This is a genomic window from Micromonospora sp. NPDC005215, from assembly GCF_040607915.1.
Lineage (GTDB): Bacteria > Actinomycetota > Actinomycetes > Mycobacteriales > Micromonosporaceae > Micromonospora.
Genome location: NZ_JBEXHQ010000018.1, coordinates 1 through 15,046, shown reverse-complemented (window position 1 = coordinate 15,046; position 15,046 = coordinate 1). Strand labels below are relative to the sequence as shown.

At 71.0% G+C, this 15,046-nt stretch carries 13 protein-coding genes; 2 read left to right on the top strand and 11 right to left on the bottom strand.

All coding sequences use genetic code 11. The features are described from left to right. Positions 1 to 67: 67 nt before the first annotated feature. From ABZU25_RS15715 to ABZU25_RS15705, 3 genes are all read right to left on the bottom strand, one after another. On the bottom strand, positions 68 to 1,003 hold the full coding sequence (locus tag ABZU25_RS15715) for an acyl-ACP desaturase (RefSeq protein ID WP_355030122.1): 936 nt from the start codon (positions 1,001 to 1,003) through the stop codon (positions 68 to 70). 77 nt (positions 1,004 to 1,080) lie between these two features. Continuing rightward, positions 1,081 to 2,409, bottom strand: a complete 1,329-nt coding sequence (hisS, locus tag ABZU25_RS15710) for a histidine--tRNA ligase (RefSeq protein ID WP_355030035.1) — start codon at positions 2,407 to 2,409, stop codon at positions 1,081 to 1,083. Positions 2,410 to 2,478: 69 nt separating this feature from the next. Next, a complete protein-coding gene (locus ABZU25_RS15705; protein ID WP_355030034.1) occupies positions 2,479 to 3,189 on the bottom strand; it encodes an MBL fold metallo-hydrolase in 711 nt (236 codons plus the stop codon). Positions 3,190 to 3,458: 269 nt separating this feature from the next. Between ABZU25_RS15705 and ABZU25_RS15700 the strand changes: the two genes are divergently transcribed. Together ABZU25_RS15700 and ABZU25_RS15695 are read left to right on the top strand one after the other, a co-directional pair. Beyond that, a complete protein-coding gene (locus tag ABZU25_RS15700; protein ID WP_355030033.1) occupies positions 3,459 to 4,343 on the top strand; it encodes a peptidylprolyl isomerase in 885 nt (294 codons plus the stop codon). A 61-nt stretch (positions 4,344 to 4,404) separates the two neighbouring features. Next, the gene (locus ABZU25_RS15695; RefSeq protein ID WP_355030032.1) at positions 4,405 to 5,244 is read left to right on the top strand and encodes a peptidylprolyl isomerase; all 840 of its coding nucleotides are present in this window, start codon (positions 4,405 to 4,407) and stop codon (positions 5,242 to 5,244) included. 63 nt (positions 5,245 to 5,307) lie between these two features. On the opposite strand, the gene ABZU25_RS15690 is transcribed toward ABZU25_RS15695, so the two are convergent. The 8 genes from ABZU25_RS15690 to ruvC all read right to left on the bottom strand — a co-directional run bounded on the left by ABZU25_RS15690 (position 5,308) and on the right by ruvC (position 14,758). After that, positions 5,308 to 7,830, bottom strand: coding sequence for a bifunctional (p)ppGpp synthetase/guanosine-3',5'-bis(diphosphate) 3'-pyrophosphohydrolase (locus ABZU25_RS15690; RefSeq protein ID WP_355030031.1), 2,523 nt, complete (start codon positions 7,828 to 7,830; stop codon positions 5,308 to 5,310). A 192-nt stretch (positions 7,831 to 8,022) separates the two neighbouring features. After that, a complete protein-coding gene (locus ABZU25_RS15685) occupies positions 8,023 to 8,589 on the bottom strand; it encodes an adenine phosphoribosyltransferase (RefSeq protein WP_355030030.1) in 567 nt (188 codons plus the stop codon). Positions 8,590 to 8,677: 88 nt separating this feature from the next. Then, positions 8,678 to 9,865, bottom strand: a complete 1,188-nt coding sequence (secF, locus tag ABZU25_RS15680; protein WP_355030029.1) for a protein translocase subunit SecF — start codon at positions 9,863 to 9,865, stop codon at positions 8,678 to 8,680. A 1-nt stretch (position 9,866) separates the two neighbouring features. Further along, positions 9,867 to 11,780: a protein translocase subunit SecD gene (gene secD / locus ABZU25_RS15675; protein ID WP_355030028.1), complete on the bottom strand. Its 1,914-nt coding sequence runs from the start codon at positions 11,778 to 11,780 to the stop codon at positions 9,867 to 9,869. Positions 11,781 to 12,056: 276 nt separating this feature from the next. Next, on the bottom strand, positions 12,057 to 12,395 hold the full coding sequence (gene yajC / locus ABZU25_RS15670; RefSeq protein ID WP_355030027.1) for a preprotein translocase subunit YajC: 339 nt from the start codon (positions 12,393 to 12,395) through the stop codon (positions 12,057 to 12,059). 140 nt (positions 12,396 to 12,535) lie between these two features. After that, the gene (gene ruvB / locus ABZU25_RS15665) at positions 12,536 to 13,603 is read right to left on the bottom strand and encodes a Holliday junction branch migration DNA helicase RuvB (protein ID WP_355030026.1); all 1,068 of its coding nucleotides are present in this window, start codon (positions 13,601 to 13,603) and stop codon (positions 12,536 to 12,538) included. A 28-nt stretch (positions 13,604 to 13,631) separates the two neighbouring features. Then, the gene (ruvA, locus tag ABZU25_RS15660; protein WP_355030025.1) at positions 13,632 to 14,234 is read right to left on the bottom strand and encodes a Holliday junction branch migration protein RuvA; all 603 of its coding nucleotides are present in this window, start codon (positions 14,232 to 14,234) and stop codon (positions 13,632 to 13,634) included. Continuing rightward, positions 14,231 to 14,758 (bottom strand): crossover junction endodeoxyribonuclease RuvC, encoded by a 528-nt coding sequence (gene ruvC, locus ABZU25_RS15655; RefSeq protein WP_355030024.1) that lies wholly within the window; start codon positions 14,756 to 14,758, stop codon positions 14,231 to 14,233. The genes ruvA and ruvC overlap by 4 nt, the downstream gene beginning before the upstream one ends. Positions 14,759 to 15,046: the final 288 nt, after the last annotated feature.

Below are 15,046 nucleotides of genomic sequence, written 5' to 3'. Positions count from 1 at the left end.
GTTTGCGTCAGGAAACGGGCTCCCGGTGACGCGAACCTCTTGATCAACACGGGCAGAGGGGGCGGGATCAGCGGAGGGCTAGGCGGGCTGCTCGGGCGTCGCGCTTCTCTTCGAAGCGGCTCGCTGCGCGCTCTAGGGTGTCCAGCTGGGTGGCTAGCTGCTCGCGGGCGGCTTCGCCGTCGGCGTCGAGACCTGTCACGTTGAAGACGTCCCACTGGCGCAGCACCGGCTGCAACACGTCGTCCCGGTGCTGGCGCAGGTCGTAGATGCCGGCCAGGGCGATCGCCACCGACTTGCGGGCGAAACCCTCGATGCCGTTGCCCGGCATCTGGAAGTCGGCCACCACGTCGGCGACGGCCCGCATGGCCTGGCTCGGGGCCAGCTCGAAGGCGGCGGCGAGCAGATTGCGGTAGAAGACCATGTGCAGGTTCTCGTCGGCCGCCACCCGGGCCAGCAGCGCCTCGCAGGCGGGGTCGCCGGTGGCCCTGCCGGTGTTGCGGTGCGAGATGCGGGTGGCCAGCTCCTGGAACGAGACGTACGCCAGCGAGTGCAGCACCTCGTCGCCGTGGGCGTTGGTGTACCCCTCGGACATGTGCGTCATCCGAGCCCGCTCCAACGCCACCGGGTCGACCGCCCGGGTGACCGTCAGGTAGTCGCGGATCGCGACACCGTGCCGACCCTCCTCCGCGGTCCACCGGTGCACCCAGGTGCCCCACGCGCCGTCCCGGCCGAACAGGGTGGCGATCTCGTGGTGGTACGAGGGCAGGTTGTCCTCGGTCAGCAGGTTCACGATCAGCGCGGTGCGGGCCACGTCGGGAATTGTGGAGTCGGTCGGTGACCACGCCTCGCCGCCGAGCGGCCCGTCGAAGGTCCGCCCTTCGCTCCACGGCACGTACTCGTGCGGGAACCACTCCTTGGCCAGCGAAAGGTGGCGGTCGAGGTTGCGGGCAACCACCGGCTCCAACTCGACGAGGAGCGCGGTCTGGCTCAGTGTGGTGCTCATGGTCACGAGAAACTCCCTACGGTGGCGTAACTTACGCTACCGTAGGTCCCCGCGGCCATGAGCGCCAGTGGTGGGAGTCAGCCGACCGTCGGCCGGAGGTCCTCCAGGGGTGGCATCCACTCCTGCGCACCGGCCGTCACCTGCGCACCAGACCGAATGTCCTTCACCTCGTCCGGCGCGCCGTCGGCGCCCGGGAACCAGACGTACGGAATGCCGCGCCGCTCGGCGTAGCGGATCTGCTTGCCGAACTTCGCCGCGCTCGGCGACACCTCGGTCGGCACCGCACGCCGGCGCAGCGCCTCGGCCACCCGGTTGCTGGCCGTCCGCTGCTCCTCGCTTGTCACAGCGACGAGCACTGCGGTCGGCACCTCCCGGGACACCGACAGCTCCCCCGCGCCGAAGAGCAACCCGAGCAGCCGGGTCACCCCGATCGAGATCCCCACCCCGGGGTACGAGACGGCGCCGGCGGTGGCCAGATTGTCGTACCGGCCGCCGGAGCAGATCGAGCCGAACCGCTCGTAGCCGCGCAGTTGGGTCTCGTAGACGGTGCCGGTGTAGTAATCCAGGCCACGGGCGATGCGCAGGTCCGCCACGCAGAGGCCGGGCGAGTGCTCGGCGGCGGTCTCCACCACCCGGACCAGCTCGTCGATGCCCTCGTCGAGCAGCGGGTCGCTCACCCCGAGCGCGCGGACGGCGTCGGCGAACGAGGCGTCCGGCGCGGAGATCTCGGCCAACGCCAGGCACGCCTTGGCCTGCGCCTCGCTCGCCCCGGCGGTCTGGGCCAGCAGGTCGGCCACCTTCGCCGGGCCGATCTTGTCGAGCTTGTCCACAGCGCGCAGCGCCGCCTCCGGGTCGGTCAGCCCGATGCCCCGGTAGAAGCCCTCGCAGATCTTGCGGTTGTTGACCTGGATCGTCACCGGCGGAATCGGCAACGAGCGCAGCGCGTCGCCGATGACGAGGGGCATCTCCGCCTCGTGGTGCGGGGCCAGGGTGTCCCGGTCGACGATGTCGATGTCCGCCTGCACGAACTCCCGGTAGCGCCCCTCCTGCGGCCGCTCCCCCCGCCACACCTTCTGGATCTGGTAGCGGCGGAACGGGAACGCCAGCTTGCCGGCGTTCTCCAGCACGTAGCGGGCGAACGGCACGGTCAGGTCGAAGTGCAGGCCGAGCTGGTCGTCACCGCCCGCGCCCTCGGCGTCGGCGTGCAGCCGCCGGATCACGTAGACCTCCTTCGAGGTCTCGCCCTTGCGCAGCAGCTGGTCCAGCGGCTCCACCGCGCGGGTCTCCAGCGGCGCGAAGCCGTACAACTCGAACGTGGCCCGGATCTTCTCGAGCACGAACTGCTCGATCATCCGCTGACCGGGGGTCCACTCCGGGAAGCCGGAGATGGGCGTGGGCTTGCTCATCGGCGTACTCCTTGCGGTGCCGCGCCCACGGCGCGGTGGTGTCGTGGGTCCGCGCGTGGCGCGGACGATCTAGAGGCCCCGGGTGGGAGCGGCCGGCGACGTGCCGGCCACCTCGATGAGGTACGGGTTGCTGGCGCGCTCACGGCCGATGGTGGTGGCGGGGCCGTGGCCGGGCAGCACGACGGTGTCGTCGGCCAGCGGGAGAACCTTGTCGCGCAGGCTGGTGAGCATGGCCGGCATGCTCCCGCCCGGCAGGTCGGTGCGGCCGATCGACCCGGCGAAGAGGACGTCGCCGGACAGGCAGATCTCGTCCGCCTCCCAGCCCGAGCCCGCGCCGGGCAGCCGGAACAGCACCGACCCGCCGGTATGGCCCGGGGCGTGGTCGACGGCGATCTCCAGGCCGGCGAGGGTGAGGGTGGCGCCGTCGGTCAGCTCGGCCACGTCGTCCGGCTCGGTGTAGCTCAGCCGGCCGCCGAAGAGCGACTTCAGGTCGGCGGAGAGGCCCTTGGCCGGGTCGGCCAGCATCTCCCGGTCACCGGGGTGCACGTACGCGGTGATGCCCCGCGCACCGCACACCGGCGCGACCGAGAAGGTGTGGTCGAGGTGGCCGTGGGTGAGCAGCACGGCGGCCGGATGCAGGCGGTGCTCGGCGAGCAGGGCGTCGAGCTGGTCGAGCACCCCGATGCCGGGATCGACCACCACGCACTGCTCCCCCGGCGCGGTGGCAACCACGTAGCAGTTGGTGCCGAAGGCGTCCGCGGGAAAGCCGGCCACGAGCACTGGCGCTGTCCTTTCGTCGAACGGCTGTCGTCCTGCCCAGCAGCCTAACGGGCGTACCGAGCGAGTTTGTCGCGTCCGTCCCGCGCGCCCCGCAGGGCACAGTGACAACGCCCGATAAGCGCTGCTCGGAACGGGGTGGACCTCGTACACCACTTTCCCAGTCACTAGCCGTACACTCTGGCGGGCGTGTGGCGCGGCACACGTGACGCCCGGACGGGCCGGGACGCCCGGCCGCCGGCGACAACCAGGTAGAGGAAAGGGGAGCACGGGTGGCTTCCAGCAGGGACCGGCAGCGCAAAATGGCGCGGGCCAAGCTCGACCGGCAGTTGGCTCGCCGGGCCGCCGCCACGCGGCGGCGTCGGCAGATCCAGGCCGGTGTCGGCGCCGCCCTGATCCTGGTGTTGGTCGTGGCTGGCTCCGCCTGGGCGCTCGGGGCGTTCGACTCCGACTCGAAGCAGAACACGGCCAACGGGGACACCTGCCTCTGGACGCCGCAGGACGCGACGGCCAACACGAACCTCAAGGACGTCGGCACGCCGGAGAGCAAGGGTCTTCCCACCGAAGGCACCCGGGCGATGACGGTGACCACCAACCAGGGCGGGCCGATCACCGCGGAGCTCAGCCTGACCAACTCGCCGTGTGCGGCGGCGAGCATCGCGCACCTGGCGAGCCGGTCGTTCTACGACAACACCAAGTGCCACGAGATCACCGCCGACGGCGCGCTGCGCTGCGGCGACCCGAGCGGCACCGGCCTGGGCGGGCCGACCTACTCGTTCTACGACGAGGAGCTGCCGACCGTTCCGTCGGCGTCACCGTCGGCCAGCCCGGCTCCCGGCCAGCCGCCGACGTACCCGAAGGGCACCGTGGCGATGATCGCCAACCCGCCGGGCAGCAACGGCAGCCAGTTCCTGATCTTCTTCAAGGACTTCACCACCGCCGACCCGAAGTATCCGGTGATCGGCCGGGTGACCGGCGGGCTGGACGTGGTGGAGAAGATCGGTGCCCTCCCGACCGTGGACAATGGGACCGGGGCCAAGGTCAAGCCCAGCACCGACGTGACGCTCCAGAGCCTCACCGTTGGTGAGCCGGTCACCGCGGCGGCACCGGCGCCGTCGGCCTCCGGCGCGCCGGCCAGCAGCCCCAGCGCCGGCTGACCGGCCGCCACCACCCACACTTAAGCGGCACCCAGCAGCAGACAGCCAGGAGGATCCAGGCGTGACGTCCACCAGAGAGCGGCAGCGCGCGGCGGCACGCGCCCGGCTCGAGAAGGAGATGGCCGAGCGCGCGGCCAAGGCCCGCAAGCGCCGGCAGACCCAGGCAATCGTGAGCGCGGGTGCCGCCCTGGTGCTCGTGGTCGCCGGCACCGTCTGGCTGGCGGTGACCCTCGGCGGCGACGACAACAAGAGCGACACCGCCGCGCCGGCGGCCGGCGCGTCGGAGTGCGTGTTCAACGCGATGCCCACGGAACAGCGGCCCCCGCAGATCAAGGACGTCGGGCTGCCGAGCAACCAGCAGTCCGGCACCGGCGTGCAGACCATGACGATCGACACCAACCTGGGCCCGATCACGGCCAAGGTCGACAGGTCGCTGGTGCCGTGCACGGCCGGCAGCTTCACCTACCTCGCGGAGAAGAACTTCTTCGACAACACCAAGTGCCACCGCCTCGTGACCGAGGGCATCAAGGTGTTGCAGTGCGGCGACCCCAGCGCCACCGGCAACGGCTGGCGGGACACCGACGGCCAGGGCGGCCCGAGCTACCGCCAGGCCGAGGAGAACCTGCCCACCGACAAGCGCCCGCCCTACCCGGAGGGGGTCATCGCGATGGCCAACTCCGGCCAGCCGGGCAGCACCGGCAGCCAGTTCTTCATCGTCTACGGCGACTCGCCGCTGGACCCGGCGTACACGGTGCTGGGCACCGTCACCGGCGGCCTGGACATCGTCAAGGACGTGGCCAAGGCCGGCGACGACGGGGCGTTCGCCCAGCAGGCCGGCGGTGGCCACCCGAAGAAGGAGGTCATCATCAAGGACCTCGCGATGAGCCCGCCGCAGGGCTGACACCCGCACCGACGAAGCGCCCGCCGGCTCAGCCGGCGGGCGCTGTCGTGTCCGGGGTACGCGTCAGGCGCCGGAGGTGACCCGGTACGCGTCGAAGACGCCGTCCACCTTGCGGACCGTGGCCAGCAGGTGGCCCAGGTGCTTCGGGTCGGCCATCTCGAAGCTGAACCGGCTCACCGCCACCCGGTCGCGGGTGGTCGTCACGGTGGCGGAGAGGATGTTGACCCGCTCGTCGGAGAGCACCCGGGTGACGTCGGCCAGCAGCTTGTGCCGGTCCAGTGCCTCGACCTGGATGGCGACCAGGAAGGTCGAGGCGGAGGTGAGCTTCCAACTGACCTCGACCACCCGTTCGCTCTGGGCGCGCAGGTCCTCGGCGTTGGCGCAGTCGTCGCGGTGCACACTCACCCCGCCGGAGCGGGTGACGAACCCGAACACCGAATCCGGTGGGACCGGGGTGCAGCAGCGCGCCAGCTTGATCCAGACGTCGCTGACGCCGCGGACCACGACACCGGGGTCGTTGCTGCTCTGGCGGCTGCGTGGTGGCCGGGTGGCGACGGCGGTCTCGGCGATGTCCTCCGCCGCGCCCTCCTCGCCGCCGTACGTGGCCATCAGCTTCTGCACCACCGACTGGGCGGAGACCTGGCTGTCACCGACCGCCGCGTAGAGCGACGCCACGTCGGCCAGGTGCAGGTCCCGCGCGATCGACATGAGCGCCTCGGAGGTGAGCATCCGCTGCAACGGCATGCCCTGCTTGCGCATCGCCTTGACGATCGCGTCCTTGCCGGCCTCGATCGCCTCCTCGCGCCGCTCCTTGTTGAAGTACTGGCGGATCTTCGTGCGCGCCCGTGGGCTCTTGACGAAGCCCAGCCAGTCCTGTGTCGGACCGGCGGTCTCGGACTTCGAGGTGAAGATCTCGATCACGTCGCCGTTGGACAGCGTCGACTCCAACGGCACCAACTTGCCGTTGACCCGCGCCCCGATGCACTTGTGCCCCACCTCGGTGTGCACCGCGTACGCGAAGTCCACAGGCGTCGACCCGGTCGGCAGCGGGATGACGTCACCCTTCGGGGTGAAGACGTACACCTCCTGGCTGGACAGGTCGAAGCGCAGCGCGTCCAGGAACTCGCTCGGGTCGGCCGCCTCCCGCTGCCAGTCGAGCAACTGCCGCAGCCAGGTCATCTCGTCGATGTGCGCGGGCGGGCCGACGATCTGGGTGCCCTTGTGCTCCTTGTACTTCCAGTGCGCGGCGATGCCGAACTCCGCGGTGCGGTGCATCGCGTACGTGCGGATCTGCATCTCCACCGGCTTGCCGGTGGGCCCGATGACCGTCGTGTGCAACGACTGGTACATGTTGAACTTGGGCATGGCGATGTAGTCCTTGAACCGGCCCGGCACCGGCTGCCAGTTGGCGTGGATCACACCCAGCGCCGCGTAGCAGTCGCGAACCGTGTCGACAAGGATCCGCACGCCCACCAGGTCGTAGATGTCGTTGAAGTCACGACCCCGCACGATCATCTTCTGGTAGATCGAGTAGAGGTGCTTCGGCCGCCCGGTGGTCTCCGCCTTGATCTTGGCGGCCTTCAGGTCGGTGCCGACCTTCTGGGTGACCTGCCGCAGCAGCGTCTCGCGCTGCGGCTGGTGCTCCCCGATCAGCCGGTTGATCTCCTCGTAGCGCTTCGGGAACAACGTGCCGAAGGACAGGTCCTCCAGCTCCCACTTGATCGTGTTCATACCGAGCCGGTGCGCCAGCGGCGCCAGGATCTCCAGCGTCTCCTTGGCCTTCTGCTCCTGCTTGGGGCGGGGCAGGAAGGTCAGGGTGCGCATGTTGTGCAACCGGTCGGCCAGCTTGATCACCAGCACCCGCGGGTCCTTGGCCATCGCCACGACCATCTTGCGGATCGTCTCGGCCTTGGCCGCGTCACCCAGCTTGACCTTGTCGAGCTTCGTGACGCCGTCGACAAGCAGGGCGACCTCGCCGCCGAAGTCGGCGCGCATCGCGTCGAGTGTGTATTCGGTGTCCTCGATGGTGTCGTGCAGCAGCGCGGCGACCAGCGTGGTGGTGTCCATCCCCAGGTTGCCGAGGATGGTCGCCACCGCGAGCGGGTGGGTGATGTACGGGTCACCGGACTTGCGGTACTGCCCGGAGTGCCACCGCGCGGCCGTGTCGAAGGCGCGCTGGAGCAGCCGGGCGTCAGCCTTCGGGTGGTTGTCCCGGTGGCTCGCGATGAGCGGCTCCAGCACCTCACTGACCTGGGAGGTCTGCCAGGGCGCGTTGAACCGGGCCAGCCGGGCCCGCACCCGCCGCCCGGTGGGCGCGTTGGACAGCCCGAAGCCACCGCTCGGCGACGGGTCGACGCCGGCGTCGCTCGGGAACGGCACCACCACCCCATCGGCACCGGGGGACGCCTCGACGCTCGACGGGACGCCTGCCGGACGTGCCGCGCTCTCGCCCGCAGCCCGGCCGGGGCCGCTGCCGGCGCCCGTCACCCGGGCTGGCGCGTCGCCTGCCCGGTCGGTCACCGTGCCGTCAGCGTCGCCTGTCGGGTGCACCGTGCCCTCCGCCGGAGGGACGACATCGTGGGACACCGGCCTCCTCACCGCTCGCCGGGAAAACACCTGCCGAACAATCGGCCGGCCTGGTCTCGCGTCACCGGAGGACGTGCCGCCGGCGTCAGCAATGGGCAATGCTACCCGCACGCACGGTCCGCTGCCGCTCCGCCGGACGGTCGGTGCCGGCTGCGCCCGACGACTCTGCCATCGAACGGTGAACCGACCGGGTCAAACGGTAAGCAGGGCATGGACGGGACGCGGTTCCAGCCGCTTCCGCCCACCCAGGAAGCCGAGTTCCAGCAGCACGGTGAAGCCGGTGACGGTTCCGCCGGCCCGCTCGACCAGGTCCAGCGTCGCCTCGGCGGTGCCGCCGGTCGCCAGCACGTCGTCGACCACCAGCACCCGGTGTCCGGCCGTGAAGGCGTCCTCGTGCACCTCGAGGGTGGCCTCGCCGTATTCGAGCGCGTAGGAGACCGAGTGCGCCGGCCGGGGCAGCTTGCCGGCCTTACGGACCGGCACCACGCCCACCCCCGCCGCGTACGCGACGGCCGCGGCGACGACGAACCCGCGCGCCTCGATGCCGACCACCACGTCGAAGGCGTCCCGACCGTGGTACGCGACGATCCCGTCGATCACCTCCCGGAACGCCGTGCCGTCGGCGAACAGCGGCATCAGGTCCTTGAACATGACGCCGGGCTTGGGGAAGTCGGGCACGTCCAGCACCCGGCTGGCGACCAGTCGGGCGGCCTCCGGGCCGCTGTCCCCGCGTGCCGCGGTGCTGTGGGTCTCCGTCACGGCTGTTTCGCTCTCCTTCGACGACGACGGCGTCCGGCAGTGCTGCTCGCACAGCATGCCGGACGCCGTTCGGTTGTTTCGGGCCGGGTCAGCGCCGCTTGGCGCCACCCGGCCGGTTGCCGCCCCCACCGGGGCGACCACCCCGCGTGCCGGTCGGCCGCTTACCCGCCGGACGAGCGCCCACCTTGGGCGCGGCGCCGGCCAGCGCGGCAGCGTCCGGGTCGAGCGACTCCTCGGTCGCCTGAACCGGGCTCACCGCGCCCCTGCCGGTGACCTCGCCCCGGGCGAGCGCGCCCCGCCGGGCCAGGACGCGCTTGTTGTGCGCCTGGATCCGCGGGTCGTAGTTCTTCAACAGGGCCAGCAGCGGCGTGGCCACCAGGATGGAGGTCAGGAACGCCACCGCCATACCGACGAACAGCACCAGGCCGAGGTCCTTCAACGTGCCGGCGCCGAGCAGGCCGGCACCGATGAAGAGCAGACCGCCGACCGGCAGCAGCGCGACCACGGAGGTGTTCAACGACCGCATCAGGCTCTGGTTGACGGCCAGGTTGGCCGCCTCGCCGTACGTCTGGTTGTTGTTGGCGGTGATGCCGCGGGTGTTCTCCTGGACCTTGTCGAAGACCACCACCACGTCGTAGAGCGCGAAGCCCAGGATCGTGAGGAAGCCGATGATCGTCGACGGGGTGACCTCGAAGCCGACCAGCGAGTAGATGCCGGAGGTGAGGATCAGGTTCGTGAACAGCGACGCGACCGCCGCGACGGCCATCCGCCACTCGAAGCGCAGGACCAGGTAGACCATCACCAGCGCGATGAAGATGACCAGGCCGAGCAGGGCCCGATCGGTCACCTGGTTGCCCCACGCCTCGCTGACCTGGTTGCTGCTGATCTGATCCGGGTTGATCCCGAAGTCCTTGGCGATCCGGGCCTCGACCGCGTCGGCCTGCTCGACGTCGAGCTGCGCGGTACGCAGCTCGTACGAGTCGCCACCGGTGCCGCCGACCTCCTGCGCGGTGGCCACCTTGATGTCGGTGTTCTCGGCCGCGAGAGCGGAGTTGACCTCCCGCTCGGCGTCGTCCAGAGAGCCGACACTGGCCGGCACCTGGAACGAGCTGCCGCCGGCGAACTCGATGCCGAGGCTGAAACCACGCAGCCCGAAGCTGAGCAGCGCGATCAGGATCAGGACCCCGGCGACGCCGAACCAGAGCTTGCGGCGGCCGACGACGTTGAGACCGGCCTCGCCGTTGTAGAGGCGGCTCGCCAGACCGTTTTCAGCCATCTCAGGCCTCCTTGGCGCGCGGGTTGCGGGGCTGAGTCTGCTGGCTGCGGGCCGGCAGTGCCCGGCCCAGGCCGCTGACCCGCGGGGACAGGAACGCCCGGGTCCGGGCGAACATCGTCATGATCGGGTGCCGGAAGAGGAAGACCACGACCAGGTCCAGCACGGTGGCCAGACCGAGGGCGAAGGCGAAGCCCTTGACCGTGCCGACCGAGACCACGTAGAGCACCACCGCGGAGAGCAGCGTGATCGCGTTGGCCGAGATGATCGTACGGCGAGCCCGCATCCAGGCGCGGGGCACCGCGCTGCGCGGGCTGCGCCCCTCCCGGATCTCGTCCTTCAACCGTTCGAAGTAGATGACGAACGAGTCCGCCGCCACACCGAGCGAGACGATCATGCCGGCGATACCGGCGAGGGTGAGCGTGAAGCCGATCTGCCGGCCGAGCACCACCAGCGCGCCGAAGACCAGCAGCGCGGAGAGGATCAGGCTCAGGAAGATCACCGAGCCGAGCAGCCGGTAGTAGAAGAACGCGTAGATGATGACAAGCAGCATGCCGATGCCGGCCGCGAGCAGACCGGCGCGCAGGTGGCTGGCGCCCAGCGTGGCGGTGACGTTCTGCCGTTCCTGCTGCTCGAAGGTCACCGGCAGCGCGCCGAAGCGCAGCTGGCTGGCGAGCGTGCTGGCGTCCTTCTGGGTGAAGCTGCCGGTGATCTGGGAGTTGCCGGTCAGCACGCCCTGGATCTCCGGGGAGGAGACGATCAGGTTGTCCAGCACGACCGCGACCCGGCACTTGCCGTCCTGACCGAGCGCGCTGGCGTCGCAGGCCTGGCCCTCGTTGGTGAACGCCTCGCGGGTCAGGGCGGTCCACTTGCCCTGGCCGTCGTCGTTGAAGTCGAGGCTGACCACCCAGGCGTTCGTCTGGTCGAGCACCGCGTCGGCGTCGGAGACGTCGGTGCCGAGCACCTTGGCCTGGTCGAGCAGGTACTTCGAGGCGCCGTCCTCGCAGGAGACCGCCTGCTGCTTCGGGTCGGAGATCGACGCGGGCGGGCGCTTGTCGAGCTGCGCGCAACCGATCGTCGGCACGTTGAACTGCATCTGCGCCGGCAACACGGCGACCTCGCGCGGCGACAGCGTGCCGAACGGCTTGAGCTTGTCGGCAAGCGACGGGTCCGCGGCCAGGTCGGCCGGGGCCTGCAAACCGTTGGCGGCCTGCCACGCGGCGGCGCCGACCTTCTGCTCGACGGCCTTGCGCTGCTCCTCGATGCTGGCCGGCACCGGCTCCGCGCTGGCACTGGCGCTGGGCGCGGCGGCACTCGCCGAGGCCGAGGCGGACGCGGAGGGAGTCGGCGTGGCGCTGGGCGACGCCGGGGCCATCCCGCCCTGACCGCCGCTGGGCGACGAGGTCACCTTCGGCGCGCCGCTGCCCGACGGGGTCGGGGTGGCGCCGCCGGACGGGGCCGGGCTGGCACTGCCGGACGGGGTGGGCGCGGCCGGTGGCGGCACGGCGGCCGTCCCGCTGCCGTCGGCGCCCTTGAGCACCTTGCGGAAACGCAGCTCGGCCGCGCTGCCCACGTCGGTGAGGTCCCGGTTTGCACCGGGCAGGGAGATGACGATGTTCTTGTTGCCCTCGGTGACCACCTCGGCCTCGGCCACGCCGAAGGCGTTGACCCGACTCTCGATGATCTGGCGGGCCTCCTCGAGGTTCTCCGCCGTCGGAGGCTTGCCGTCGACGCTGTTTGTCGCCTCCAGCGTCACCCGGGTGCCGCCGATGAGGTCCAGGCCGAGCCGAGGCTCGAGCCGGTCCTTCAGGCTGCCGCTGGCACCCGAGAAGAACACCAGAAGATAGAGGACGACGAAGATGAACCCGAGCACGGCGAGCTGCCGCCCGGGGCGCATCTGTCCCTGAGGTGGTGCCACGGCTGTCCTGTCTCCCTGTGCGGTCGCGCCGCTGCGCGCAGCGGCGGCGGTGTCGGGCCGGGGGTCCCGGCTGACGTGTGACCTGAGCCGACGAGATGCCGACACGTGGTCCGGAAACGCCGGCGCGGAACGCCGATGGTCACGGGAACGTGCCGACGCCCGGCGTCGACCCAACTATCCAGTTTTCCTGTCTGGTCCGCTGCCCCGTCGGGCGCGGTGGCCCGGAAGTCGGTCGACCGGCCGTACACCGGACTCGCCATCCCCCGGAGGCAGGGGTCAATCCTTGACGGTGTCCGCTTCCTCGCTGATCGGCTCGCTCGGCAGCTCCGCGCGGGTGACCACCCGGGCGATGGCGGGCCGGGCGTAGCGGGTCTGCACGCCCGGGGCGACCTCGATCAGGACGGTGTCGTCCTCGATGCCGGTGACCGTGCCGTAGAGCCCGCCGATGGTGACGACCTCGTCGCCCGGGCCGAGCCCGGTCTGCATCGCCTCTGCCTCACGGCGGCGCTTCTGCTGGGGTCGGATCATCATGAAATACATGACTCCGAAGAGCAGGACGATCATCAGGATCGGCGTGAAACCGCCGGCTGTGGTGCCCGCTGCTATGTAATGCACGGTTACTGACCTTCCCACTGGCCACCGGCCCGGCACCTGGGGCGCCGGAGCGGAGGCGGAATCTCACGTCCTGTACAGACCGCGGCGAAGTCTAAACCCTGCACCTGAGAACACCGAATGCGGCACAGATCACGTTCACATCACGGCTGATCGGTATCCAAGGAGAACAGATCGGGCACAGGCGGACTATCCAAACCAAAGGTACCATTTGGTGGGGTGCGCCCCAGATGCCGCCAGGCGGCCTCGGTGGCTACCCGCCCCCGCGGCGTACGGGCCAACAGACCAGCGCGCACCAGGAAGGGCTCGCAGACCTCCTCGACCGTGTCCGGCTGCTCCCCCACCGCCACGGCAAGGGTGGACAGACCCACCGGACCGCCCCGGAACGAGTCGACCAACGCGGTCAGCACCGCGCGGTCCAGGCGGTCCAAGCCGAGCGCGTCCACGTCGTACACGATCAGGGCGGCACGGGCGGTGTCGACATCGACCACCCCGTCGGCCCGCACCTCGGCGTAGTCGCGGACCCGGCGCAACAGCCGGTTGGCGATCCGCGGCGTGCCCCGGGAGCGACCGGCGATCTCGGTCGCGCCCTCCGCGGTGATCGGCACGCCGAGGATCCGCGCCGAACGGTGCAGCAGCGTCTCCAGATCCGCCGGGGCGTAGAAGTCGAGGTGAGCCACGAAACCGAACCGGTCCCGCATCGGCCCGGTCAACAGACCCGAGCGGGTCGTCGCGCCGACCAGGGTGAACGGCTCGACATCCAGCGGGATCGCCGTCGCCCCCGGCCCCTTGCCGACCACCACGTCGACCCGGAAGTCCTCCATCGCGCTGTAGAGCAACTCCTCGGCCGGACGCGCGATGCGGTGGATCTCGTCGATGAAGAGCACATCGCCCTCGCCGAGACTGGTCAGGATCGCCGCCAGATCCCCGGAACGCTCGATCGCCGGGCCACTGGTCACCCGGATACCCGCGCCCAACTCGGCGGCGACGATATTGGCCAGACTCGTCTTGCCCAGGCCGGGCGGGCCGGAGAGCAGGATGTGATCCGGCGGCGACCCCCGCCGCATCGCGCCCTGCAACAACAGGTCGAGCTGGTCGCGCACCCGGTCCTGGGCGATGAACTCGGCCAACCGCCGCGGCCGGACCGTGGCCTCCGCGTCCCGGTCCGCGTCACTGACGTACGCCGAGACGAGCCCGTCGGTCTCGCTCACCGGGCCGCCTCCCGTCGCCGCCGGGCGCTCATCGGGTCCGACCCAGCAGGCGAATGGCCTGCTTGAGCAGGACCGGCACCGGCGGCGTCTCGCCCTCGATCGTCTCCGCCACCGCGGCCACCGCCTGATCGGCCTGGCCCGCCGTCCAACCCAGCCCGACCAGCGCCTGCCGAACCTGGTCGGGCCAGCTACCGCGGGTCACCCCGGTCACGCCGTCGACGCCGATCGGCACCGGGCCGATCCGGTCACGCAACTCCAGCACCAGGCGCTCGGCGCCCTTCTTGCCGATCCCGGGCACCCGGGTCAGCGCGGCTGTGTCAGCGTTGGCGATCGCCTTGCGCACCGCGTCCGGGCTGTGCACGGCAAGCACCGCCTGGGCCAGTCGCGGGCCCACCCCGCTGGCGGTCTGCAGCAGCTCGAACAGCGACTTGGCGTCGTCGTCGGCGAAGCCGTACAGGGTCAGCGAATCTTCCCGCACGATCAGGCTGGTGGCGAGCCGGGCGACCTGGCCGACCCGCAGCTCCGCGAGGGTCCCGGGGGCGCAGTGCACGGCGAGGCCGACACCGCCAACCTCGATCACGGCCTGATCCGGACCCGTCGCGGTCACCGTGCCGCGCACGCTGGCGATCATCGTGCTCCTCCTCGTCGTACCCGGTCGGCCGCCGCGGCCAGCTTGGAGCGGGTCCCGCCGCGCCACACGTGGCAGATGGCCAGGGCGAGCGCGTCGGCGGCGTCGGCCGGCTTCGGCGGCTCGGCCAGGCGCAACAGCCGGGTGACCATCGCGGTCATCTGCGCCTTGTCAGCCTGACCAGACCCGGTCACCGCCGCCTTCACCTCGCTCGGGGTGTACGTCTGCACCGGCAGTCCGGCGCGCGCCCCGGCCAGCACGGCGACGCCGCTGGCCTGCGCGGTGCCCATCACCGTACGAACGTTGTGCTGGCTGAACACCCGCTCGACGGCGACGCTCTCCGGCTGGTGTTCGGCGACCAACTCGGCCAGCGACCGGTCCAGGTGCAACAGGCGCAGCGACAGGTCGTCGGCCGGGTCGGTGTAGACCACGTGGTAGGCGATCAGAGTGCACGGACGCCCGGGCACACCCTCGACCACACCCACCCCACACCGGGTCAGCCCCGGGTCAACCCCCAACACCCGCACGCCGCCCCCTCCCCAGCCGTCAGCAGTACGTGTGTTCGACACCCTAACCGGCGCCCTTCCCACCAGCCCCACGGGACACGCCCTCCCACGCCCGACCCCACCCACGCCCCACGCCGCGAGCCCCATGTCCCGCGCCCCGCGCCCCGCGCCTCAAGGTCCCGCGCCCCATGCCGCGCGCCCCACGCGGCACGCCCCGCGCCCCATGCCGCGCGCCCACGCGGCACGCCCCGCGCCCCGCGTCCCGCGTCCCGCGTCCCGCGTCCCGCGTCCCGCGTCCCGCGCCCCGCG